The organism is [Clostridium] aerotolerans DSM 5434 (assembly GCF_000687555.1).
Lineage (GTDB): Bacteria > Bacillota > Clostridia > Lachnospirales > Lachnospiraceae > Lacrimispora > Lacrimispora aerotolerans.
On record NZ_JHWJ01000004.1, the window covers coordinates 292,955 to 314,713 of the forward strand.

Annotated in this window: 19 protein-coding genes and 1 pseudogene; all 20 read left to right on the forward strand. The window is 35.1% G+C overall.

The window, feature by feature from the left end; all coding sequences use genetic code 11:
* Positions 1–93 precede the first annotated feature (93 nt).
* The 20 genes and pseudogenes from T546_RS0108170 to T546_RS25900 all read left to right on the forward strand — a co-directional run bounded on the left by T546_RS0108170 (position 94) and on the right by T546_RS25900 (position 21,721).
* Positions 94–825, forward strand: a complete 732-nt coding sequence (locus T546_RS0108170; protein WP_026891186.1) for an amino acid ABC transporter ATP-binding protein — start codon at positions 94–96, stop codon at positions 823–825.
* A 43-nt stretch (positions 826–868) separates the two neighbouring features.
* The gene (locus T546_RS0108175) at positions 869–1,744 is read left to right on the forward strand and encodes a transporter substrate-binding domain-containing protein (protein ID WP_051629678.1); all 876 of its coding nucleotides are present in this window, start codon (positions 869–871) and stop codon (positions 1,742–1,744) included.
* A 24-nt stretch (positions 1,745–1,768) separates the two neighbouring features.
* Positions 1,769–2,500 carry an amino acid ABC transporter permease gene (locus tag T546_RS0108180; RefSeq protein ID WP_024837565.1) on the forward strand — a complete coding sequence of 244 codons (732 nt, stop codon included), beginning with the start codon at positions 1,769–1,771 and terminating at the stop codon, positions 2,498–2,500.
* A complete protein-coding gene (locus T546_RS0108185) occupies positions 2,497–3,159 on the forward strand; it encodes an amino acid ABC transporter permease (protein WP_026891188.1) in 663 nt (220 codons plus the stop codon). Before T546_RS0108180 ends, T546_RS0108185 begins: the two co-directional genes overlap by 4 nt.
* A gap of 15 nt (positions 3,160–3,174) precedes the next feature.
* On the forward strand, positions 3,175–3,774 hold the full coding sequence (locus T546_RS0108190; protein WP_024837563.1) for a cytidylate kinase-like family protein: 600 nt from the start codon (positions 3,175–3,177) through the stop codon (positions 3,772–3,774).
* A gap of 123 nt (positions 3,775–3,897) precedes the next feature.
* Entirely contained in the window at positions 3,898–4,365 is a 468-nt protein-coding gene (locus tag T546_RS0108200) for a GNAT family N-acetyltransferase (RefSeq protein WP_051629680.1), read from the forward strand.
* A 223-nt stretch (positions 4,366–4,588) separates the two neighbouring features.
* Positions 4,589–6,265: a DEAD/DEAH box helicase gene (locus tag T546_RS0108205; RefSeq protein ID WP_026891190.1), complete on the forward strand. Its 1,677-nt coding sequence runs from the start codon at positions 4,589–4,591 to the stop codon at positions 6,263–6,265.
* Positions 6,266–6,484: 219 nt separating this feature from the next.
* Positions 6,485–7,873, forward strand: a complete 1,389-nt coding sequence (gene rlmD, locus T546_RS0108210; protein WP_026891191.1) for a 23S rRNA (uracil(1939)-C(5))-methyltransferase RlmD — start codon at positions 6,485–6,487, stop codon at positions 7,871–7,873.
* 709 nt (positions 7,874–8,582) lie between these two features.
* The gene (locus T546_RS0108215) at positions 8,583–8,762 is read left to right on the forward strand and encodes a hypothetical protein (RefSeq protein WP_026891192.1); all 180 of its coding nucleotides are present in this window, start codon (positions 8,583–8,585) and stop codon (positions 8,760–8,762) included.
* An 88-nt stretch (positions 8,763–8,850) separates the two neighbouring features.
* Positions 8,851–10,398 (forward strand): B12-binding domain-containing radical SAM protein, encoded by a 1,548-nt coding sequence (locus T546_RS0108220; RefSeq protein ID WP_026891193.1) that lies wholly within the window; start codon positions 8,851–8,853, stop codon positions 10,396–10,398.
* Positions 10,399–10,483: 85 nt separating this feature from the next.
* Positions 10,484–11,602 (forward strand): U32 family peptidase, encoded by a 1,119-nt coding sequence (locus T546_RS0108225; RefSeq protein WP_026891194.1) that lies wholly within the window; start codon positions 10,484–10,486, stop codon positions 11,600–11,602.
* A gap of 15 nt (positions 11,603–11,617) precedes the next feature.
* Positions 11,618–12,757 carry a hypothetical protein gene (locus T546_RS0108230; protein ID WP_026891195.1) on the forward strand — a complete coding sequence of 380 codons (1,140 nt, stop codon included), beginning with the start codon at positions 11,618–11,620 and terminating at the stop codon, positions 12,755–12,757.
* Positions 12,758–12,786: 29 nt separating this feature from the next.
* Positions 12,787–14,685: a cobalamin-dependent protein gene (locus T546_RS0108235; RefSeq protein WP_026891196.1), complete on the forward strand. Its 1,899-nt coding sequence runs from the start codon at positions 12,787–12,789 to the stop codon at positions 14,683–14,685.
* 35 nt (positions 14,686–14,720) lie between these two features.
* Positions 14,721–16,721: a B12-binding domain-containing radical SAM protein gene (locus T546_RS0108240; protein WP_026891197.1), complete on the forward strand. Its 2,001-nt coding sequence runs from the start codon at positions 14,721–14,723 to the stop codon at positions 16,719–16,721.
* 147 nt (positions 16,722–16,868) lie between these two features.
* A complete protein-coding gene (locus tag T546_RS0108245) occupies positions 16,869–18,503 on the forward strand; it encodes an ABC transporter transmembrane domain-containing protein (RefSeq protein WP_026891198.1) in 1,635 nt (544 codons plus the stop codon).
* Between the two features lie 83 nt (positions 18,504–18,586).
* Positions 18,587–19,498: a GNAT family N-acetyltransferase gene (locus tag T546_RS0108250; protein ID WP_026891199.1), complete on the forward strand. Its 912-nt coding sequence runs from the start codon at positions 18,587–18,589 to the stop codon at positions 19,496–19,498.
* Between the two features lie 1,020 nt (positions 19,499–20,518).
* Positions 20,519–20,774, forward strand: a pseudogene (locus T546_RS26425) (integrase core domain-containing protein); the annotation flags it as partial.
* Between the two features lie 341 nt (positions 20,775–21,115).
* On the forward strand, positions 21,116–21,328 hold the full coding sequence (locus tag T546_RS25890) for a hypothetical protein (protein WP_026891200.1): 213 nt from the start codon (positions 21,116–21,118) through the stop codon (positions 21,326–21,328).
* A gap of 54 nt (positions 21,329–21,382) precedes the next feature.
* Positions 21,383–21,490: a hypothetical protein gene (locus T546_RS26430; RefSeq protein WP_242842208.1), complete on the forward strand. Its 108-nt coding sequence runs from the start codon at positions 21,383–21,385 to the stop codon at positions 21,488–21,490.
* A complete protein-coding gene (locus tag T546_RS25900) occupies positions 21,491–21,721 on the forward strand; it encodes a helix-turn-helix domain-containing protein (protein ID WP_026891201.1) in 231 nt (76 codons plus the stop codon). It begins immediately after the preceding gene.
* Positions 21,722–21,759 lie beyond the last annotated feature (38 nt).

Genomic DNA, 21,759 nt, shown 5'->3' on the forward strand with positions numbered 1-21,759 from the left:
AAAAACAAAACTAAGCGAAGACGCTTAAGAGTATTTACCCTTAGGCGTTTTTTTGCATATTCGCAGTCTTTTACACAGAAAGGAGATGAAAATATGCCAGATATGGTGAAAGTCGAAAACTTAAAAAAGAACTTCGGAGACCTTGAAGTTTTGAAGGATATCAGCCTGACGGTGAAGGAAGGTGAGAAGCTTGTTATTATAGGTCCTTCCGGTTCCGGAAAGTCCACCTTTATCCGGTGCATCAACTACCTGGAGGAGCCCACAAGCGGCAAAATTACAGTAGCAGGCACGGAAGTAACAAAAAAGAATCATCTGGAAATGGCAAAAAAGTATTCATCCATGGTCTTTCAGCAATTTAACTTATATCCCCATCTTACCGTCTTAGAAAATCTTACCCTGGCACCCATCAAGCTGCAGCATGTTCCCAAAGAAGAGGCAAAAAAGAACGCACTAAATTGCCTGGAACGAGTTGGCCTTAAGGAAAAGGCTGGTAATTATCCAGTTCAGCTTTCCGGTGGACAGCAGCAGAGAGTTGCCATTGCAAGAGCCTTATGCACCAAACAGCCGCTCATTCTGTTTGATGAGCCTACTTCTGCCCTCGATCCTGAGATGGTGCAGGAGGTTTTAAGCGTTATGGTAGAGCTGGCGCAAGAAAATATTACGATGATCTGCGTGACTCATGAGATGGGATTTGCCCGTCAGGTGGCAGACCGAGTAATTTTCATGGATGGCGGGTATATTCTTGAAGAGGGAACACCAGAGCATTTCTTTGAGTGCCCGGAACATGAAAGAACCAAAGCGTTCTTAAGCAAGATCCTGCATTAGGGTGTTTGTTTAATATAAAAACAAGATTGAGGAGGAAACAGATATGATGAAAAAGATGTTATCACTTGCACTTACACTTGCTATGGTGGCTTCCATTACCGCCTGCGGTTCTAAACCGGAGACGACAACGACTGCCGCAGAGACAACTAAGGCAGGGGAGACTGCGAAAGCAGGAGACGGTGCAGCCGCTGACGTTCAGAAAATTATCGACCGGGGAACTTTAAAGGTTGGTTGTAAATCCGATATTCCAAAGTTCAGCCTTCAGAATACTGCAACAGGAGAGTATGAAGGATTTGAAGATGATATTGCTTATGAGATCGCAGGAAAAATCTTCGGATGTACCGCTGACGAAGCAAAAGAGAAAAAACTGGTTGCGTTCCAGGGCGTTACCGCAAAAACAAGAGGACCACTCTTAGAGAATGGGGAAATCGATCTTGTTATCGCTACCTTTACCATCACAGATGAGAGAAAAGAAACCTATAACTTCTCCACCCCTTACTATACCGATGCAATTGGTCTTTTAGTAAATAAGGATTCCGGCATTACTTCCATCGAGGGACTTGACGGAAAGATCGTAGGAATTGCTCAGTCTGCCAATACAAAAGAGATGACCTTAAAGTATATTGACGAAAAGGGCTTAAAGGTAAAACCTCAGTTCCAGGAATTCGATGGTTACCCAGCACTTGCTCAGGCTCTGGCAACCAAGCAGATCGACTGCTTCTCCGTTGACCGTGCCATCTTATCCGGTTATGTAAACGATAAAAATCAGATCTTAGAGGATCGTTTTGCAGAGCAGGATTACGGCGTTGCATCTGCAAAGGAGAATACAGGTCTTGCAGCATTAGTAGAAGAGAAAGTTACTTCCATGATTTCTGATGGCTCCATGAAGAAGCTTCAGGACAAATGGGAATTACAGTAAGCTGTGATGTAAAGGAAAATTGACATGATTAAAGGTCTTTTTGATACAAAACGCTGGAATGCCCTGTTTCAGGCATTTCCCGAATATTATATACCAGGCTTTCTTATGACCCTTAAAATATCACTTGTTGGGCTGGCGCTTGCGCTGGCCCTTGGAGTGGTATTTGGTCTGCTTTCTACGGCAAAATTCAAACCGTTTCGGATTCTTTCACGAATTTACGTGGAATTCATACAGAATACGCCTCTGGCTCTTCAGGTGGTGTGCTATTATTCTATCCTGCCCATGCTCTTTTCCAGTTCCGGATTTCGTATGCCCAAGTTTATCCTGGGCGTCATCGGTGTTGGAATCTACCATGGTGCCTACATCTCTGAGGTCATAAGAACCGGAATTGAAGCCATACCGAAGGGACAGTCTGAGGCAGCATCTTCTCAGGGGTTTTCTTATCTGGAGACCATGTATCACATCATTTTGCCTCAGACCATAAAGATTATCCTGCCGCCTCTTGCCAATCAGGCTCTGGGACTTGTAAAGAACACCTCCATTCTGGCCATGGTCGCTGGTATGGACCTGATGTATTTTACAGATTCCTGGGGTTCCGAGCGAGGCTACTTTGCTCAGGCATACTTTACCAGTGCGGTTATGTACTTTATCATCTGTTTCCCGCTGGCAAGACTTGCCCGCTATCTGGAGATTCGTTCTATGAGGCTTCCGACTGCAAAACGGCTTGAGATTACAGCAGATGAGGAGGTCGCATGATAGAATTATTTCACCAGATTTTTACCCCGGCTAATGTGATCTTTATGCTTAAAGGATTACAGATGACGGTTCTTATCGCAATTCTGGCTACCATTATCAGTATGATTTTTGGTACAGTATTCGCCCTGATTAGAACCTATGCTTCCGGCAAATGGAAATGGGCAGGCGTGATGGTTGCGATCTATACAGAATTTTTCCGCTGTACCCCAAACCTGTTGTGGATTCTTTGGATCTATTTTACGGTGAAAGGGAATAAAGTAGGAGTATCGGTGTTTGCTATATCACTCTTTACTTCCGCTGTTATGGCAGAGATCATCAGAGGAGGGTTAAACTCCATTCCCAAGGGCCAGTTTGAAAGCGCTCAGTCTCAGGGCTTTGGATTTATAAAGACTCTCTGGTACATTATACTTCCCCAGACTTATAAGAAGGTCATTCCTGCGCTTTTAAGCCAGGTCATTACAATCATTAAAGATACCTCCTTCTTAAAAATGGTGGACGTTGCAGAATTTATGAGAAACAGCTCAGTTGTACTTGGAAGCATTTACGATGTACGGGGCATGATGATGCTGTTTGCCTTCGAAGCCCTTTGCTATTTTACCATCTGCTTTGCGTTGAGCACGGTAGTAAGGCGTTATCAGAAAACCATAGTAACTGGTTAGGGAGGAACTTTTTGAATGAAAAAGTTTACAATCACGATTGCCCGTGAGTTTGGAAGTATGGGAGGCCCTATTGCAAGGGAACTTTCCAAGGAACTGGGCGTGAAGTTTTACGACCGTGATATTGTGGAAGAGGTGGCGAAAAAGTTAAAGCTTCCTGTTTCCACCATAAGTGATGAAGAGGAAAAGTCCAAGCATCTGTTGTTTTCCCATATGTTTCCTTTGGGGACGGATGAGGACTATATGCAGGATATCATTTTTGATGTGCAAAAGGATATCATACTGGATCTTGCAAAAAAGGAAAGCTGCATTCTGGTTGGAAGATGCTCCAATCACATTTTAGAGCATCAAAAGAACAACATTAATATTTTTATTTATGCCCCATATCAGAAGCGGATTGAAAACTGCGTGAATTCCTTAGGGATGACGGTGAGTGAAGCCAAGCGAATGATTCAGTCTGTGGACAAAGCAAGAAATACTTATCATAAAAAATATGCCGGATATCTTCCAAATAATCCGGAGCATACCAACCTTATGATTGATTCCTCTCTCCTTGGAGTGACAGGTACGGCGCAGCTCATTGCTGGTGTGGTCCGTCAGCTTTTTGGGGAAGAATAAAATGGGAGAAGTTTCCTATTTAAATAGCCCCTTGGAAAAGAAAAGGATGAAACCTGATTCTTTTTCAAGGGGCTATTATTTATTTATCGCTATTTACCAGCGGTTTACTAGAGGAGATTTGTTATGAATGGAAAACATATTACGATTGAATCAGTCAGTCCATTTTCAGAAGAGGCTACTTCCTTAATGGAAGAACTTTCCATATGCCTAAGGGATATTACCGGAAATGAGGGAAGGAATTCCTTTGACCCAAACGATGTGTGCAAAGAAAAAGCAATGTTTGTAATTGCCAGAGATGAAAATGGAAGTGCCATCGGCTGTGGTGCCTTCCGGCCCATGGATGAAAAGACAGCCGAGGTGAAGCGGATGTATGCAAAGGAAAAAGGATTGGGAGTAGGAAACCTTATTTTATCATATTTAGAATCACAGGCCAGCCAGATGGGATATGAGAGTTTCCGTCTGGAAACCCGCGTCATCAATAAAAATGCAGTATCCTTTTATCAGCGAAATGGTTATGAGGTGATTCCTAACTATGGTCACTACAAAGACAGAGGGGAATCAATCTGTTTTGAGAAAAAATTGTCAATCTGATCTGCCTTCTGTATTTTTTTCTGTTTCAAAAATAAGACAAGGAAATATAAGCATCACTCCTTGACACTGAAAAAAAAATCTGCTATAGTTTACATTTGTGTGAAACGAGAGGATGAAGGTCTGAAACGTGCCTGTTACCTCTCGTTTTGTTTGCGAAAGTGTGTGTGTGCGGCCGTCGGCAACATGGGAACCCGGCAGGCCATGAGAAAGGAATTAATCATTTATGGAAACAGTTAGATTTGAAGAATTACAGTTAGATGAAAGAATTCTGCGGGCTGTAGCAGATATGGGATTCGAAGAGGCATCTCCTATCCAGGCCCAGGCAATTCCGGTGCAGTTGGAAGGAAGAGATATCGTCGGTCAGGCTCAGACAGGTACCGGCAAAACAGCAGCCTTTGGTATTCCTATGTTACAGAAAGTAGACCCTAAGGTTAAAAAGCTTCAGGCGGTGGCTCTCTGTCCTACAAGAGAGCTTGCTATCCAGGTAGCAGATGAAATCCGTAAGCTTTCAAAATATATGCATGGTGTTAAGGTTCTTCCGATTTACGGCGGACAGGATATTGTAAAGCAGATCCGTTCTTTAAAAGACGGTACACAGATCATTATCGGTACTCCAGGACGTGTTATGGATCATATGCGCCGCAAGACCGTTAAGTTTGATTTTGTCCATACCGTTGTTATGGATGAGGCTGATGAGATGTTAAACATGGGATTCCTTGAGGATATGGAAACCATCTTAAGCCAGCTTCCAGAAAAGCGCCAGACCGTTATGTTCTCCGCTACTATGCCTCCAGCTATCATGGAAATCGCAAGAAAGTTCCAGCAGGAGCCGGTAACCGTTAAAGTAGTAAAAAAAGAACTGACCGTTCCGAAAGTAACCCAGTACTATTATGAAGTAAAACCAAAGAGCAAAGTGGAAGTTATGTGCCGTCTTCTCGATATGTACGCACCAAAGCTTTCCGTTGCTTTCTGTAATACCAAAAAGCAGGTAGATGAGCTGGTTCAGTCCCTTCAGGGCCGCGGTTATTTTGCAGAAGGTCTCCATGGTGACTTAAAGCAGATACAGCGTGACAGGGTCATGAACAGCTTCCGTAACGGTAAGACAGAGATCCTTGTGGCTACAGACGTTGCAGCCCGTGGAATCGACGTAGACGACGTAGAAGCGGTATTCAATTACGACCTTCCCCAGGATGATGAGTACTATGTACACAGAATCGGCCGTACCGGACGTGCGAACAGAGAAGGAATTGCATTCAGCTTTGTCGTAGGCAAGGAAGTTTACAAGCTTCGCGACATTCAGCGTTACTGCAAGACCAAGATCGTACCTCAGGCAATTCCTTCTTTAAATGACGTAACAGCCATCAAGGTTGATAAGATTTTAGAGAACGTTGCCGGTACCATCGGTGAGACCGATTTAAGTAACATGGTAAACATCATTGAAAAGAAGCTTCTGGAAGAGGATTACACCTCTCTGGATCTGGCAGCAGCTCTTCTTAGAAAATTGATGGGCGAAGAGAACGAAGATATCATTGATACAAGAGAACCTCGTTCCCTCGATGAGCTGGACGGCTATTTTAGCGGCAACAGCGGACGTGGTCGTGGAAGAAGCAACGGCGGACGCGGCGGCAGAGGTGATTCCTCCAGAGAAAGAGAAGACATGGCTCGCCTCTTCATTAACATCGGCAAGAACCAGAACGTAAAGCCAGGTGATATCCTTGGAGCCATCGCCGGAGAATCCGGTATGCCAGGTAAAATGGTTGGAAGCATCGACATGTATGACAAATACACCTTCGTAGAAGTTCCCAGAGAAAATGCGGACATTGTATTAAAGGCTATGAAAGATGTAAAAATCAAAGGAAAAAATATCCATATGGAAAAAGCCAACGGAAAAGGCAAATAAATTTTCGGGAGCGGAGCAGGAAGGAAAGGCATAGCCTTTCCTGGAGTGTTTCGTTCTTTTTTTATTTCTATTTTTGTATACATTTAGTCTCTTACTTTGTTTCATGCCTTGCGTACTGATGAAAAAAAAGATACAATAGGTCTAGATAAAATGATTTAAAATGCCGGTATAGAGAAGCTTACAGGCTTCTATGGCAAACGTGTCAAGATGGAGGATGTTATGTCAGAGTGGAAGAAAAATGACAAGTTTGAAACAGTCATTGAAGATATCAGCGAGACCGGGGAAGGAATCGGTAAGACCGATGGCTTTACCTGGTTTATTAAAGATACAGTAATCGGAGACAGAGTAGAAGCTAAGGCTATGAAGACCAAGAAGTCCTATGGCTTTGCAAGGCTGGAACGAATCCTGGAACCGTCCAAAAACCGTGTGGAACCAAAGTGCCCGGTTGCAAGGCAGTGCGGAGGATGTCAGCTCCAGGCCATGGATTATAAGGAGCAGCTTACGTTTAAGGAAAGAAAGATATACAATAATCTGGCTAGAATTGGGGGATTTACTGAGATTCCCATGCTTCCTATTATGGGAATGGACGAGCCGTGGAGATACCGGAACAAAGCGCAGTTTCCATGGGGGACGGATAAGGAAGGCAATATTATCACTGGATTTTATGCAGGACGTACCCATTCTATTATCGGGTGTGAGGATTGTTTGCTGGGCATAGAAGAGAATGAGGATATCCTTAAGATCATTAAGGCTCATATGGAGCGGTTTGGACTTCGCCCTTATGATGAGGAAACTCATAAGGGGCTTATTCGTCATACTCTGATTAGGAAAGGCTTTAAGACTGGGGAGCTGATGATCTGTCAGGTGATTAATGGAAAGAGCCTGCCTCATCAGGAGGAGCTTGTAAAGGAGCTTTTAAAGATTCCGGGTATGACCAGCATTTCTTATAGTGTCAATCGGGAAAAGACCAATGTGATCATGGGAAATCAGGTGGAGAACCTGTACGGACCTGGATATATTTCTGATTATATCGGAGACGTGAAATACCGGATATCCCCTCTGTCCTTTTATCAGGTCAACCCGGTTCAGACGGAGAAGCTTTACGGTACAGCCCTTGAATACGCCGGGCTTACTGGAGGGGAAACGGTCTGGGATCTTTATTGTGGTATTGGAACCATATCACTGTTTTTGGCTCAGAAGGCGAAAAAGGTGTATGGAGTTGAGATCGTGCCCCAGGCCATTGAGGACGCAAGGGAGAATGCCAGATTAAATGGTATGGAGAATGTGGAGTTCTTTGTAGGGAAGGCCGAAGAGGTGCTTCCAGAGCAGTTTGAGAAGAATCAGGTGTATGCGGACGTGATTGTGGTTGACCCGCCTAGAAAAGGGTGCGATGAGGTGTGCCTCGAAACCATTGTGAAGATGGGGCCGAAGCGGGTGGTTTATGTAAGCTGTGATTCTGCCACTCTTGCAAGGGATTTGAAGTATTTGGCGGAGAGAGGGTATGAGCTTAGTAAGGCTAGAGGGTGTGATATGTTTCCGCATACTGGGCATGTTGAAGCGGTGATAATGATGACGTATTGTGAACAAAGAGAAAAAGGTATAGTATAACCAAAATATGTTGTGGTTATGGAGTTGAAAATGAGTAAAAAAAACAGGCTGAAAAGTGCAAATTTTGGTCTGTTTTTTTTTGGTAGATGACAAAGGGTAGTTGGAAAGTTAGAATCTTTAAAAAGAAAATTTTATACGGATAAAAAGAGTAGACTATATTATTGGACAACGAATCAATATCCTTTTTTGTTTCAATAAGGGTATTGATAGCTCAAAAAGATTGTAAGGAAATGTAATGTAAAAGCATGTGAGCTTAAAATCCTAGTGTTTTTGTTTTACATATAGATACTATCAGATAGAGAGTGAGAATTTTTTGTTAAAGAATAAAAAACTGTACCGGATACAGCTCCGCAAGTAAAGTAATAGATGAATGCTGAAAATGGTGAAATGATAGCATGCAATAGAAGATACAATTAAGCAAATCCATTGATATTTCTAGTAACCACTTATTAGCTGAGGTCTGTTGTAAATTAAACTTTAGCACCTGTACTAATGATAGAGATCCTAATAATAGAATTAATTTAAAAATATTGCATCTTAATGTATTTATTTATGTTATTGTTAATATATATATAATATAACTTGGACTTTTAGCTTAAGTTAATTGTTTTAATCGGTAATTATGATTTGCTATATTAGAAGAATTACATAAAAAGGTAAGAGTAAGGTCTAAGAGTGATTCTAATTTTGTTTAAGGGGGTGAAGTGACATGTCTGAAATAATTAAATTGTCTTCTAATCAGAAAGAAGAACTAATGAAGCAGGCAGGTATGAATTGGGAGGAACTGGCATCAAATTTTAATGATACTCAAAACAGTCCTGAATTATTAAAATTAACTAATTCTACAGTTGTTGTTCAAGGTAAAACTTGGAGAGTCGAGCCTGAATAGAAGTATACAAAACGTTAATGATAACGATGCAGAGTATCAATTATACATCTGCATCGTTATCATTATTATTTTACTGGAGGAATTGTTGATGTTTAGACTAGCTCTAATTAATCCACCATATTTAGATGAAGAAAGTTTTGAAAAAAGCCTTGCTCCAATGGGTATTTGCTATATTGCAGCTTATTTAGAAAATATGAATATAGCATGTGATGTATATGATTTTTCCTCGAGTGATTTGTCTAACGATGAGTTAATTGAAAAATATCAATTAGTTAGTTATAACCTTATAGCTTTTTCCACTTATACTTGCTCCTTTAAAGATACTGTTGCTTTGGCAGAAGCAATAAAGAACCATAATTCTAAAGTTATAATTATTATGGGAGGGCATCATGTCACTCTTGCACCATCAGAGGTTCTTAGGGATTTCCCAGTAGTAGACTTTGTTACGGTGGGATATGGTGAGCAGCTTATGTTTGATCTAGTATCTGCCTTGAATAAGGGATATTCTTATAAGGATATACCAGGGATTGGATATAAAGATGGTGAAAATATCGTTGTTAATGACACAGTTATAAATGATATAAATTTAGATTTAATACCATTTCCAAAGAGAGAAATAGTCACTGATTATGGATATAATACTGCTAATCTTATTGAGGGAAAGAAAATCATAAACATTGTAACTAGTAGAGGGTGTGTTTATAATTGCCATTTTTGCGTTAACACAAAAAATAATCATTGGCTGCCTCGTAGTGTAAATAATGTTATTGACGAAATGAAAAATTTATATGATGGAAATCAATTTAATCATATTTTTTTCACTGACTGTAACTTTTTAATAGATCCTTATAGGGCTATGGAGATTGTTGAAAAAGTTTATGAGTTTAATAAAAATATAACAATGAACTTTCATGCACGTTGTGATCAGATTGTTAAATATGAGAAGATAATCAGGAAAATGGGGGCGGCTGGATGTGCGTTTATTAATGTGGGAGTAGAAAGTAATAGTGAGGCTGTTTTAAAGCGGTTTAACAAAAGGATATCTCCAGAAACAAATCAACATGCAATTGAAATTTTGAAAGATGCAGGAATACATCCTAATGTTTACATGATTATGTTTGAGGCGCTTGTAACTATAGATGATATTTACGAAAGCTATATATTTCTAAAAAAAAATAAGCTAACTAATTTTGTTGGAGTACATAACTTATATAATTCACTGATGCCTTTTTATGGGACACCATACTGGAATAATTACGGAGAATTTTATACTCAAACGATTCATGGAATATCGAAAACATATTTTCAGAATAAAGATGTTAAGAAATTTTACTATGTTATTAAATTACTTAGAGAAGAATATGAAAAGGAAATATCATCTCAGGTAGCTGTATTTATGAAGTTACAAGTGACTCATCCAAAATTAATTGATAAAAATTTATATCAAAATTACATTCTTGTACAAAATTTTCAATACATAGCGTTTGAAAAATTGTTGGAATATTATAAAAACCAAAAGGAACTTATTTCGTATGTTGAACTAAAGGCAAATCCATTAATCTCAGACTATATAAATGTTATTGAAGAAAATAGAGTGCTTTTAAAGGAAATAGAATCATATTACAGTTTTAATTAGATTTCTAGTTACAAAAAAATAAATGTTTATTTTAAAGAGATTGTTTATAAATATGCAATCTTCTTTTTATAAGGAGATTAAATAGATGCTTAAAAATTTCTGCATTTCAACTGACTTTTTGTTAAAAACAATTAGTCAACTGAGTGAGTTAGATAAGATAAAAGAAAATAAGATAAAAGAAGTTTTTGGGAATATTACACCAAGCATTTTTTCTTCCGGTAGATCAGAACTCTATTTACCGAAATGTAATATTGAAGAGCTGGCTATTTATATAAGCTATGCTCATAAGCATGGTATTGAATTTAACTATACTTTAAATGGAATATGTATGTCGAATCAAGAGTTTGATTCATGTGGATATAAGAAATTACTTAATTTTGTAAGTGATTTAATTGATATTGGAGTAGATCGCTTTACAATTTCATCTCCTGTTTTGATGAATATTTTATCAACGCATTTTAAGAATATAAAAATAACAGCATCTGCTATATGTCAAATCAATTCATTAAGCATGGCAAGAGATTATGCTGGAATAGGGGGAGTGGACAGATTAGTTATTTTTGAGGATTCTACTAGAAATTTTCAATTATTGAAGAAGATTCACAAAGAATTAGGAATTGAAATGGAGATCATAGTAAACCAGCCGTGCCAATTCGGATGTATCTATAGAAATTTTCACAGAATTGGATTGAGTCATGAAAGTATAGATGAGAGTGGTAAATTTAAGATTGATGATTACTATCAAGTTTGTTGGAAAAAAAAGTTGGCTAATCCCAGTGAAATGTTAAAAATACCAACAATTATTAGGCCTGAAGATTTGCACCATTATGAAATGGCCGGAGTAAAGTATTTCAAAATAGTTGACAGGATGATAAAGTCTATTAATATTAAAATAATTGAGAGCTATATGGATGAAAGTTATGAAGGGAATTTATTTGACATTTTACCTGGAGAGTTTAATGCATTGTATCTTGATAATTCGGAAATGAATGGATTTATTGATTATTTCTTAAATGAGAAGAATATTTGTCATATAGGATGTAGTAATTGTGGATATTGTGATTCTTATGCAAAGAAAATAATAGTCTCTGAGGAAAGAGTTGAAAAAAAACTAAATAAGGTAGAGAGTGATATAAGAGATTTTTTAGAAGACGGTCCAAAGGAGTCGACGGATTCATGGAGGCATATTCTATCAAACTGTTAGAGGAGATTTTATTATATGATGTATATGAACCATATCAATATAATTCAGATGGATGAGAATAAGTATCTTATTTATCAAAGTTTACTAGGCAATGTCAGGATAATAAATAAAAAAATGCTTATGTTAATCGTTAATCCTGAATTAGCAGATAAAGTTGAGAGTGATGAAGTTAAACGATATGTAAAGCTTTTTAAAAAAGAAGGCTATATTGAAATGTCAAATCCTGAAGTAAAGAATTCCACCTTAAAAAATATAGCAGAAAGAAATGTATTGAATATTGATTTGAGTGGAGAGTATTTATCTCCGAGTAAGGAAGAGTCATTGCTGGTAATTCTAAAAGATATACTAAGCTGTATGGAGCGGAATAAGCTGTATGTTACTATAAAAGACGGATTTACTCCAGTAAAATATGATTTGATTCAGAGAATAATCAAAATTTTATCGCAGTTCAATAATAAAAATATTCAGTTGTGTATTCGTTTTCCTATTGAGGTTTTAACTAATGACAGATGGATTGCTCTATCATTTCCCAAAGATACCGCACTAGAGGTGTATATGAAAGAATTGTTAGTACCAGAATTTTGTCTTTTAGAAAAATTAATTAATATATATGATACAAGAAATATAATAATACGGTATAGAAGTAAAAATATAAATATAAATGTAATTTATATTGAAGAAGTCTTTAAAAAAATAAAAAATAATTTTATAAGATTTAATCTTGATATTGAATTTATTAAGGCTGATAATCCTTCGCAGATAATAGAGAAAATAATAGAAATACAAGAATTGGCTAAATTGTATCAGGTAAATGTATTTGGATGGTGGTACAAGCCATTTGAAAACATAATTAATTCTAATCCTAATAGTTTTTGTAATACCTATGAGAGCCAAATTTCTATAGGGTTACGAGGTGAAATTCAATACTGTAAGCAGCATTGTGCATTGAATATACAGGAAAGATATTCTGATTTTGAAAACCGAACCAAAAGTTTTGAAGAAAAAGTAAAGGTTAGAAGGAATTTATGCTACGGATGTAAAATTGAAGGCTTTTGCAAAGAAGGTTGTATTTATTGGAGAGAGCAGGATAGAAATTTTATTTGTGACTTTCTAATAGAGGTAACTGAAAGACTTCTTGTTATGCAGTATAGTTAATATATGAAATGCTTTATGAGGGAAATTCTATGTCGGAAATTATATATATACATCCAATTAACAATCAAAATCCTTTTGTAGTACCCATTGGTACCATAGCGGTAATTAATGATATAAAATATCCTAAAAAAGGATATTATTCTAATGAAGTGACAGTAGAAGATATAAAACAGGCAAAAATCATTATAATGGATTTGCATTGGTATCATTCATTATGGTCTGTAACCCGGATTGCCAAAGAGATAAAGCTTGTTAATAACCGTGTAAAAATCATACTTGGAGGATATACAGCTACAATATATGCAGAAGAACTATTAACGAAACAGGATATAGATTTTGTTGTTATCGGAGATGGGGAAGTAAGTATCAGTAGTTTAGTGAATTTGTTGATGGAAGGCACACGGGTAGAGGGTATACCGAATGTCCTTTCTAAAGATATTTCATACTGTGAAAAAAAGCCTGCTTCAAAAGAAGACTTTAACAGATTAGATTACTATACTATTGATTGGTTTCCAACATTTATAAAGAAAGTGAAAGAGAATTGTCAAAATGATATTTTTGAAGGAAATGATAATTCTTATTGGCCAATTATACCTGTTAATCGAGGATGTCCGTATTCTTGCGAATTTTGTTATGGATCACAGGAGAATACAAGTATACTTTTTTTTAGAAAGCCCATTTTTAGAGACTATATAAGAATTAAAGAAGACCTTTGTAATTTAGAAAAAAATGATCTCGTTCAAAATGTATATTTTATTGGTGATTTTATAAATTTTTATAGTGAAGAAGAATGTCGACGGATCTTGGATAAGCATTATAATCTTAACTTGTATTATGAATTTTTTAACTTGCCTGATTTACAACTTTTAAAATTACTTATTAGCAGATTTAACAAAATTTATTTGACTTTTTCATTATATAAGAATCATGGAGAATCGTTGGAAGTAGTGCCAGTGGATGTATTATATAAAATAATAGAGCTAATTGAAAATGAATCTTATATTAAGTTTTTTGTATTTGCTCATAAAAATCAGTATGTAGAAATTCCTGAGCGAATTAAAAAATATATATCATACAATGATGGTTGGCATGTTGTGCAACCTAATACCAAATATATGGAAGAAAGTGTAAAGTATACAGAATTTTATGAGTTTATGGAAAAGACAGAAAAAACATACGGAAATAAGTGGTATCAGATACATTCAGTGATTATGGAGGATAATAGCTTAGCAGACCATAACCAGAAGATATTGATGAAAGAGAGTGAAGCATTAAAGAATATATATTGCGAAGTTCTTGGAGAAAATTTTGCCTGGGATGCTCTTAGGTTTCGTGTTAAATACATAAAAAGTTCTATTAAAGAGTTCATTCAAGAACATTTCAACCAATTAAATTTGGGAGGTGAGTATTATTTAGTTGAAAACCAGAATGATGGCGATTTTGTATATTTAATAAAGTTAATGGAATTAAGTAACAATCATAGCAGGTTAAAATTTTCAAGTGAAAATCTTGAGATTCTTAAATATACAACATTCAGGACTCCAGATAATTTTTTAGATGCTATCAAAGAACCTAATAAAAATAAAAAGCTAAAGAATTGTATTAAAATATTTTTATTAATACAGAAGTTGTTATTTGAAGATTATATCTGCTCAAGAAAAGAATTAACAGTAATTTGGGATGAATACGAAAAACATATTTTAGGCTTTGAGAAGAGGAGTAAAAATACATATAAAGAAGTTATATTATTGATTCAGGATGAAAGTATTCTTTTATATAATATTTCAGAAGAGGTATTATATAGATTAGACAGAAAGGATTTACAGGATGCATTAGCTTTAATCGCAGATATTAAGGGACATTATGTAAGGATTAAAGATAAGAGAAGGGTAGCTGATATTTTTGGTGTAATTAAGCTATTAATTTAAGTATATATCTTACTAAGTTGGAGGAGGTATGTAGTGTGAAGATTATTTTTATCAGATCGCCTTTTGAAGCTGATGAAGAGTGGTATCTAGATCTGCCATTGGGAATTCTAAATTTGGCAACAGTACTAAAGAATAACCATTATGATGTTGGAATAATAGATTTGCAGTTATATAAGGCAGATAATTTTTTTCAGGGTGATCACAGAGATTTTGATAGGATTGCTAAAAAGCTAACAAAAGATTCGGAAGTCGATATTCTCGCTTTTTCCATTATGAGTTGCTCTTTTCCCGAAGTAATAAAAATAGCTGAGGCATGTAAGAGAAATCGACCCAATATTAAGATATTATTTGGGGGTGCTCAGCCGTCACTTGTTGCAGAAGAAACTTTAAAGTATTTTAATGCAGTAGATTATGTATTTAGAGGTGAAGGGGAACGTGCAATTACTCAAGTCGTAGATGCTATAAGGGGAGAATTACCTTTTCATATGGCACCTGGGCTCGTTTTTAGGGAAAAAGGAAATATAATTACAAATTCGGAGCCAGAATTGATAGAAGATTTAGATGAAATACCTTTTGTTGATATTAATCTTTTAGTAAGAAAAGAAGAATATGTTCTCAAAGGTAACACCATATCTATAGATGCAGGAAGAGGATGTCCTTTTAAATGTAGTTTTTGTGCAACAAGTATTTTTTGGCGAAACAAGTTTAGAATGAAATCAGCAGAGAGAATAGTAAGTGAAATAGAATATTATCACACCAATTTTAAGTGTGACAGATTTAACTTACATCATGATTTATTTACTTATGATAAAGCTTTTGTTGAAAAATTTTGTGATTTACTTATAAGTAAAGGATTAAAAGTTAAATGGGCATGTTCTTCGAGGGCGGCTTATATTAGCAAGCAACTTTTAGAAAAAATGAAAGAGAGTGGATGTAATAATATTTTTTATGGTTTGGAATCTGGCTCAAACCATGTTCTTAAGAAAATGAAAAAAGGAAATACTTCTGATATGGCATTAAAAACTATAAGAAATAACTATGAAGCAGGAATCTCTGCTATATATTCATTTATTATTGGAATACAAGGAGAGACATTAAAAGATTTAGAGCAAACACTGAAAATGGCTATATATGGAAAAGTGAAAGGAGCCAAAATAGTACTTGTAAATCAATTACGTCCGGAATCAGCTACTGAGATGTTAAAAGAAATTAATAATGATTTTATTTTAAATGAAGACTATGTTATACAAGAATGTCTTGTTGTTAAAAATTGTAACGAAACTATTGACTTAATAAAGAAATATCCCCATCTTTTTAGCCACTTTTACTTTGTAGATACAAAAGAAATTCAAGTTAATAAATATATAGAATATGCAAATGACCTCCACTATATTATAAATCTATTTGCTTTTACGTTATACGTATTATGCTATAAGATAGGAATTTCTATATTTGAGATACATGAGAAATTTAAGTCTTTATATTATAAGGAATTAAACCTTAATAAGCTCACTATGTTAAATTTGCAACAAATAGCATCATTATTCCCAAAACTCATTAAAATATCATATTCTAATATTGAAGGGTATAATTATTTGACGGATTTAGCTTATTATGAATGCAGCTTAGCTAAAAAGAAAGAGAACACAGCGAAAGTAGATTATTTAGGATTACAAACCAACCAAATAACACCAAAAGATAGACCTTACATCAGGCTTCAAGGAAGCATAGAGCAATATAATTATAATCTGTTCGATATTATTGAAAGTATTAAAGCAGAATTTGTTTTGGAAAATATTGTACTGGAACCGTACCACATTATTGTAGATAAAGAAGATGAAAACATTAATAAGGTAATAAAAATAGACCAATTTACCTATGACTTTCTTGCTTTGTGTGACGGTCAAAGAAGTGTAGGAGAAATTATTGTGGTAGTTTACGAAAAGAAACCTTACATGTCAATAAAAGATATAACTAAGAAGATATTTGAAATTACATCAGCTCTTAATAAAGAAGGCTATCTGGCATTTCATTAACATTAATATGATTAAGAAAATTGGGAAATATATATTATAATTTGAACCTTTATACCAGTTGTAATAGATGCTATTTAAGAAAGATGGGAAGTAAGTTTAGATGTCATCTGCATGTAATATAAAAATTATAAAAAGGTAATTTTGCAAATGAATTTAAATAAAATAGTCAAACCATATATTTATAAGTATAAGTGGAAATTTGCTTTATTTTTCTGTTTGGGGATCATAGTTTGGATTTCTTCAATGGTAATTCCCTACTTAACAGGAACATTTATAGATTCGCTTTTAGGGCAGAAAAGTTATGAAATTATATATGTTTATACGGCTTTATTAGCTATAATAATGACTTTTGATACAGTGCTGAAATATGCGTGCAATATCTTATTATTGCATTTGCAAAATAAAATGTCATTTGATATGAACATAGATTTTATTGAACATATCAAAAAACTGCCTATTATGTTTCTTCAGTCTAGTAAATCTGCTTACCTAAGTCAAAGGGTGCAGGGGGATTGTAATAGTATTATATCTTTCGCGGTAAATAATTCATTTAATATTGTTATAAATATATTGACACTTCTGGTAACCACTGTAATTTTATTTGTAATTAATTTGAAGTTGGCAATAATTTTAGTGATCCTAATACCGATTTACATAAAAGTATATTTTATGTTTAAGAAACCATTATACGAAATTGGATATGAATTAAAGGAAAGCCAAAATCAATTTTTTTCATCCGTAAATGACCAGTATATTAATATAGGCTTGATAAAAGTGAATGCGATTTATAATTTAGTGAACAGTCAACTGACAGATGAATTTTCTCGATTATTTAATATTTTATTAAAATATGGGAAAGTATCATTTAAATTTTCAACATGTGATAAAGTGATTAATGATGTAGCCAGCGTGATTATATTTTTTGTCGGTGGCTATCAGATACTTAATAATTTGATTACAGTGGGAGAGTATTTAATGATTAGCAATTATTTTTCCATGTTATTAAAATGTACGAGTTTTTTTATGAATTTTGGTAAGTCGTATCAAGATGCAATGGTGTCATTTGGTCGGTTACAAGAAATCAAAGGAATGAAAAGCGAGAAAAATGGATGCAATCGAATTTCAAGTATAGAATCGATTGAAATTAAGAATTTATTCTTTTCGTACGATGAGCAGAAGAATATTTTAAACGGTTTTAATTATAAATTTATGAAAGGCAATACATACTGTATTATAGGAGAAAATGGCACTGGAAAAAGTACTTTTATTAATGTCTTAATTGGATTATATAATGGCTTTTATAGGGGCGATATTCTTTATAATTCCATGAGAATAGAAGAATTAGATATGTACCATATCCGCCATAAATTAATTGGCGTGTCAGAGCAGGAGCCTACATTAATAAACAGTACATTATTGGATAACTTAACTTATGGTTTAGATACTCAAAATAAAGAACAGATAATGTATTGGTGTGACCGGTTTGACTTATTTCACTCTTTAAAAGAAGATGGTAGGGGACTAGAATTAGATATATATGAAAATAACAGTAATATTTCTGGGGGTGAAAAACAAAAAATTTCTTTAATAAGGTTATTATTAAAGGACCCTGATGTACTAATTTTAGATGAACCCACATCAGCTTTTGATTTTATTAGTATAGAAACATTTAAATCTGTTATAGATGAAATTAAAAAAGATAAAGTCATATTTATGATAACCCATAATCAAGAGTTAATGGAAATTTCTGATGAAGTAATAAATTCAAAAGATTTTATTTGAGGCAAAACTGTTTATGACTCATAAATAACATAATTTGAAAAAGATTATGACATTTTTTATAAACTAAAGGAAGAGTAAATTCTATGAATGTAAGAACTATTCAATTAGAGGAAGCTTCACAATTTGAACAGATTGGAATGGCAGTCAATAGTAAAAAACTTAACTTGCATCAATGGCTGGATATGGGGAGGACAAGGCTTGAGTGGTGCTTTGTCATTGAAATAGAAGGAAAATTTCAGGGGAGAATTATTTATGGAATTTTTGATGTGCATCCTTGTGACTTAAAAATATGGCAAATGAAAATAGCAGATTCTGTAAATAATTTTTTGGAAGTGGGAAATAAGCTTCTAACGGATAGTATAGAAGTATTAAAATTGAAAGGTTTTAAAACGGTGGAGTACCATCTCTATTCAACAGCTTCATATATTATTGAAATCTATCAATCCTTATTTAGAGAACTAGGCTTTTGCATAATGCAAGAGAAAGAGAGTTTTGAGGCTAATCAAATTCGTTGTGTAGAAACATCGAATAGGCTTCATTATAAGACATTGCAGGAAGTTGGCGAGAAGATGTTTATTGGCGCTATTGAAATAGTCACAGAAGGAACTTTAGACAGAGAAGATTTAACGAGTGTTATATCTCATGGTTCCCAGCAGGCCGCAATTTTGTATTTTGAACTATTGAAGGAGATAGATTTTAATGAAACTTGGTGGCGAATGGCTTATGATAAGGAGGGAGAATTTGTGGGACTCGTTGTTCCTCAAAAGCTTAGTGTGCATAGGGGAGCAATTAATTACATAGGTGTTACACCAGTTCAAAGAGGAAGAGGTTACGTTAATGATTTGTTATGGGAAGGTTCTCGGCTCATGATAGAGGAGGGAATTGAAAATCTAATTGCAGATATTGATGTTCAAAATTATCCATTAAAAAAGGCATTGGAATTATTAGGATATCAGTTTGAATGTTCACAAGTGGTCTTGAAGTTAGATTTATAGAGATACTCCTGTACTTTTTATTTCAAATAAAAGCTATTTTAAGATGGAATTGATATTAAGGGGTCTTGCTAGGGATTATAAATGAACCTGAGTTCCTTAAAGTTGGAATATTTATTTAAGAATGTGATGACGCAAGGGAGGTATTAATTTTAAAACACATCTTTATTGGCTTTCCAAAACATACAGAGGTTGTGGTCCTGCTGCAAGATTTAAATTGTTAATGATTGAAATCAATAATAAACCTTGGGGTGTAGAAGCAATTAGGCTTTTGCGCTCTTTTCATTAAAGTAACTAAAAAGCTATATAAATATGGAAGATAGGCAGGGGGGCGGACATAAAGTTGGACTCCGGAAGGAGTCAAGATGCATTCTAAGTATACCAATTAACAAAAAGAAACAGCACTATAAGAATTTGAACGAACAGCCTCTATCAGTGCTACCATACAAAAATTGGTATATCCCTTACCAGCTACCCTATACCGATAGTATAAGCATCAAAAGACAGGGTTGAAAAACTGGCATGGATCCTTAGGACAATTGGAAAATGATAGGAACAAAACACATTCCTGCAATACAGTTGATCGACCTCGTCATCTTTCTGCAGAACTGAAATTAATTACACTTCATCGTTGCTTTGAACTTTGAGAAGATTTATAATATGTATTAAGAGAAATCGGATATAGCCGATACAGCATATACAAGTGGCGGCGACTTTATCTGGAAAAAGGAGCAATTGGTCATATGTCTTCTTAAAAATATCACAAAAGTGCGTTTGGTTCCGCTAGAATCACTGGCTACAGATACGACTGTAGACCTTAAGGAACAAATCAACATGCTGCACTTCGTACTCTTATCAAAGATTCATTACATTAAAGCAAGGACTGCTATGTGTATAGAAGGATATAGAAGCAGCTACAGAATCAAGGGATTATTCTATCTGAGAAGCTAGTCCGAAGGATTATGAAAGAAGAATTTTTGGTTGTTTGCTTTGTAAATAAAAGCAATTTCATGATTAAAAACAGATGAGTTTCCAATCATACATACTGGTCGTGTTTGTCACTATAGATGGCCTGGTTGGTTTGAGCGAATGGAAAAAGCTGGTTTAACCCGTTCTATGTCAAGAAAAGGAGGCTCAACTGATAATTCGGCCTGTGAAGGTTTTTTTGCAGAATAAAAATGAAATGTTCTATGGAAAATCGTGGATTGGCGTCTCAATAGAACACTTTGTTCAGCATCTAAATAGTTTTATTAAGTGGTATAATGAAAAACGAATATAGATTTCACTTGGTGGCCTGAGTCCAGTAAAATATAGACGTAACCTTGGGTTATCAAATTAAGTCCAACTTTATGTCCGCACCCCCCTCCCAGATAAATATGTTTTCAATAATAAACTACCTGCGGTCAAGGCCCAACAGGCTCGAGCGGCATTTTAATATCTCCTCAATACATACAGAAACAATTTGATTACTTTCTCACATTAAATAAGGATTTACAGGCAAATATATCTATTTATATTTTATAAAAAACAAAGGTAATATCTAGAGAAATATAATAGCCTGATATTATCCCTCTTAAGTAGGAAGTGTAAGTACACAAAGCTACTTAAGAGGGATTTATTATGAGAAATAATAAGTATTCACCTGAAGTCAATCTTCAGGTATGTGAAGCCTATTTAAAAGGGACCTATACAATGCCAGAAATATGCCAGATGTTTAATATCCTGTATGACAAATATGGCTGGGCCCCCGTTTATACATGGGTTAGACAATATAAGGCAAACGGAACCGATGCATTTTTATATAAGTATAAAAACAAAGCCTATTCAAAATAATTAAAGCTAACTGCTGTTGAAGAATATATTGACGGAAAGGGTTCGATTTTAGAAATATGTTTAAAACATGGAATTAGTGAATCAAAGGTTTTACGTAAATGGATTTCATTATATAATAGCGATATAGAACTTAAAGATTATAATCCGAAACAGGAGATCTAAATGGCTGAATCAAGAAGAAAAACACCAATTGATGAACGTAAGGATATCGTTAGATATTGTATTGATCATAATAGAGATTACAAAGGAACTGCTACAAAATATGATGTCTCCTACAGTCGGGTTTATAACTGGGTTCGGGATGATGGGCTGATGGACAAGCGTGGCTGTCACAAAGCAAATAACGAAGTCGATGAACTTGAAAAAAACTCCGCCGGGAGAACAAACGGTTGAAGCGTCAGCTTGAAGAAAAGGATATGACGGTAGAATTG

Excerpts from the sequence above, each read along its gene's own strand:
- T546_RS0108200 (WP_051629680.1), top strand. The coding sequence starts at position 3,898 with ATGAATGGAAAACATATTACGATTGAATCAGTCAGTCCATTTTCAGAA.
- T546_RS0108215 (WP_026891192.1), top strand. The coding sequence starts at position 8,583 with ATGTCTGAAATAATTAAATTGTCTTCTAATCAGAAAGAAGAACTAATG.
- T546_RS0108225 (WP_026891194.1), top strand. The coding sequence starts at position 10,484 with ATGCTTAAAAATTTCTGCATTTCAACTGACTTTTTGTTAAAAACAATT.
- T546_RS25900 (WP_026891201.1), top strand. The coding sequence starts at position 21,491 with ATGGCTGAATCAAGAAGAAAAACACCAATTGATGAACGTAAGGATATC.
- T546_RS0108235 (WP_026891196.1), top strand. The coding sequence starts at position 12,787 with ATGTCGGAAATTATATATATACATCCAATTAACAATCAAAATCCTTTT.
- T546_RS0108230 (WP_026891195.1), top strand. The coding sequence starts at position 11,618 with ATGATGTATATGAACCATATCAATATAATTCAGATGGATGAGAATAAG.
- T546_RS0108190 (WP_024837563.1), top strand. The coding sequence starts at position 3,175 with ATGAAAAAGTTTACAATCACGATTGCCCGTGAGTTTGGAAGTATGGGA.
- T546_RS0108245 (WP_026891198.1), top strand. The coding sequence starts at position 16,869 with ATGAATTTAAATAAAATAGTCAAACCATATATTTATAAGTATAAGTGG.
- rlmD (WP_026891191.1), top strand. The coding sequence starts at position 6,485 with ATGTCAGAGTGGAAGAAAAATGACAAGTTTGAAACAGTCATTGAAGAT.
- T546_RS0108185 (WP_026891188.1), top strand. The coding sequence starts at position 2,497 with ATGATAGAATTATTTCACCAGATTTTTACCCCGGCTAATGTGATCTTT.
- T546_RS0108170 (WP_026891186.1), top strand. The coding sequence starts at position 94 with ATGCCAGATATGGTGAAAGTCGAAAACTTAAAAAAGAACTTCGGAGAC.
- T546_RS0108250 (WP_026891199.1), top strand. The coding sequence starts at position 18,587 with ATGAATGTAAGAACTATTCAATTAGAGGAAGCTTCACAATTTGAACAG.
- T546_RS0108175 (WP_051629678.1), top strand. The coding sequence starts at position 869 with ATGATGAAAAAGATGTTATCACTTGCACTTACACTTGCTATGGTGGCT.
- T546_RS0108205 (WP_026891190.1), top strand. The coding sequence starts at position 4,589 with ATGGAAACAGTTAGATTTGAAGAATTACAGTTAGATGAAAGAATTCTG.
- T546_RS0108220 (WP_026891193.1), top strand. The coding sequence starts at position 8,851 with ATGTTTAGACTAGCTCTAATTAATCCACCATATTTAGATGAAGAAAGT.
- T546_RS0108180 (WP_024837565.1), top strand. The coding sequence starts at position 1,769 with ATGATTAAAGGTCTTTTTGATACAAAACGCTGGAATGCCCTGTTTCAG.
- T546_RS25890 (WP_026891200.1), top strand. The coding sequence starts at position 21,116 with ATGAGAAATAATAAGTATTCACCTGAAGTCAATCTTCAGGTATGTGAA.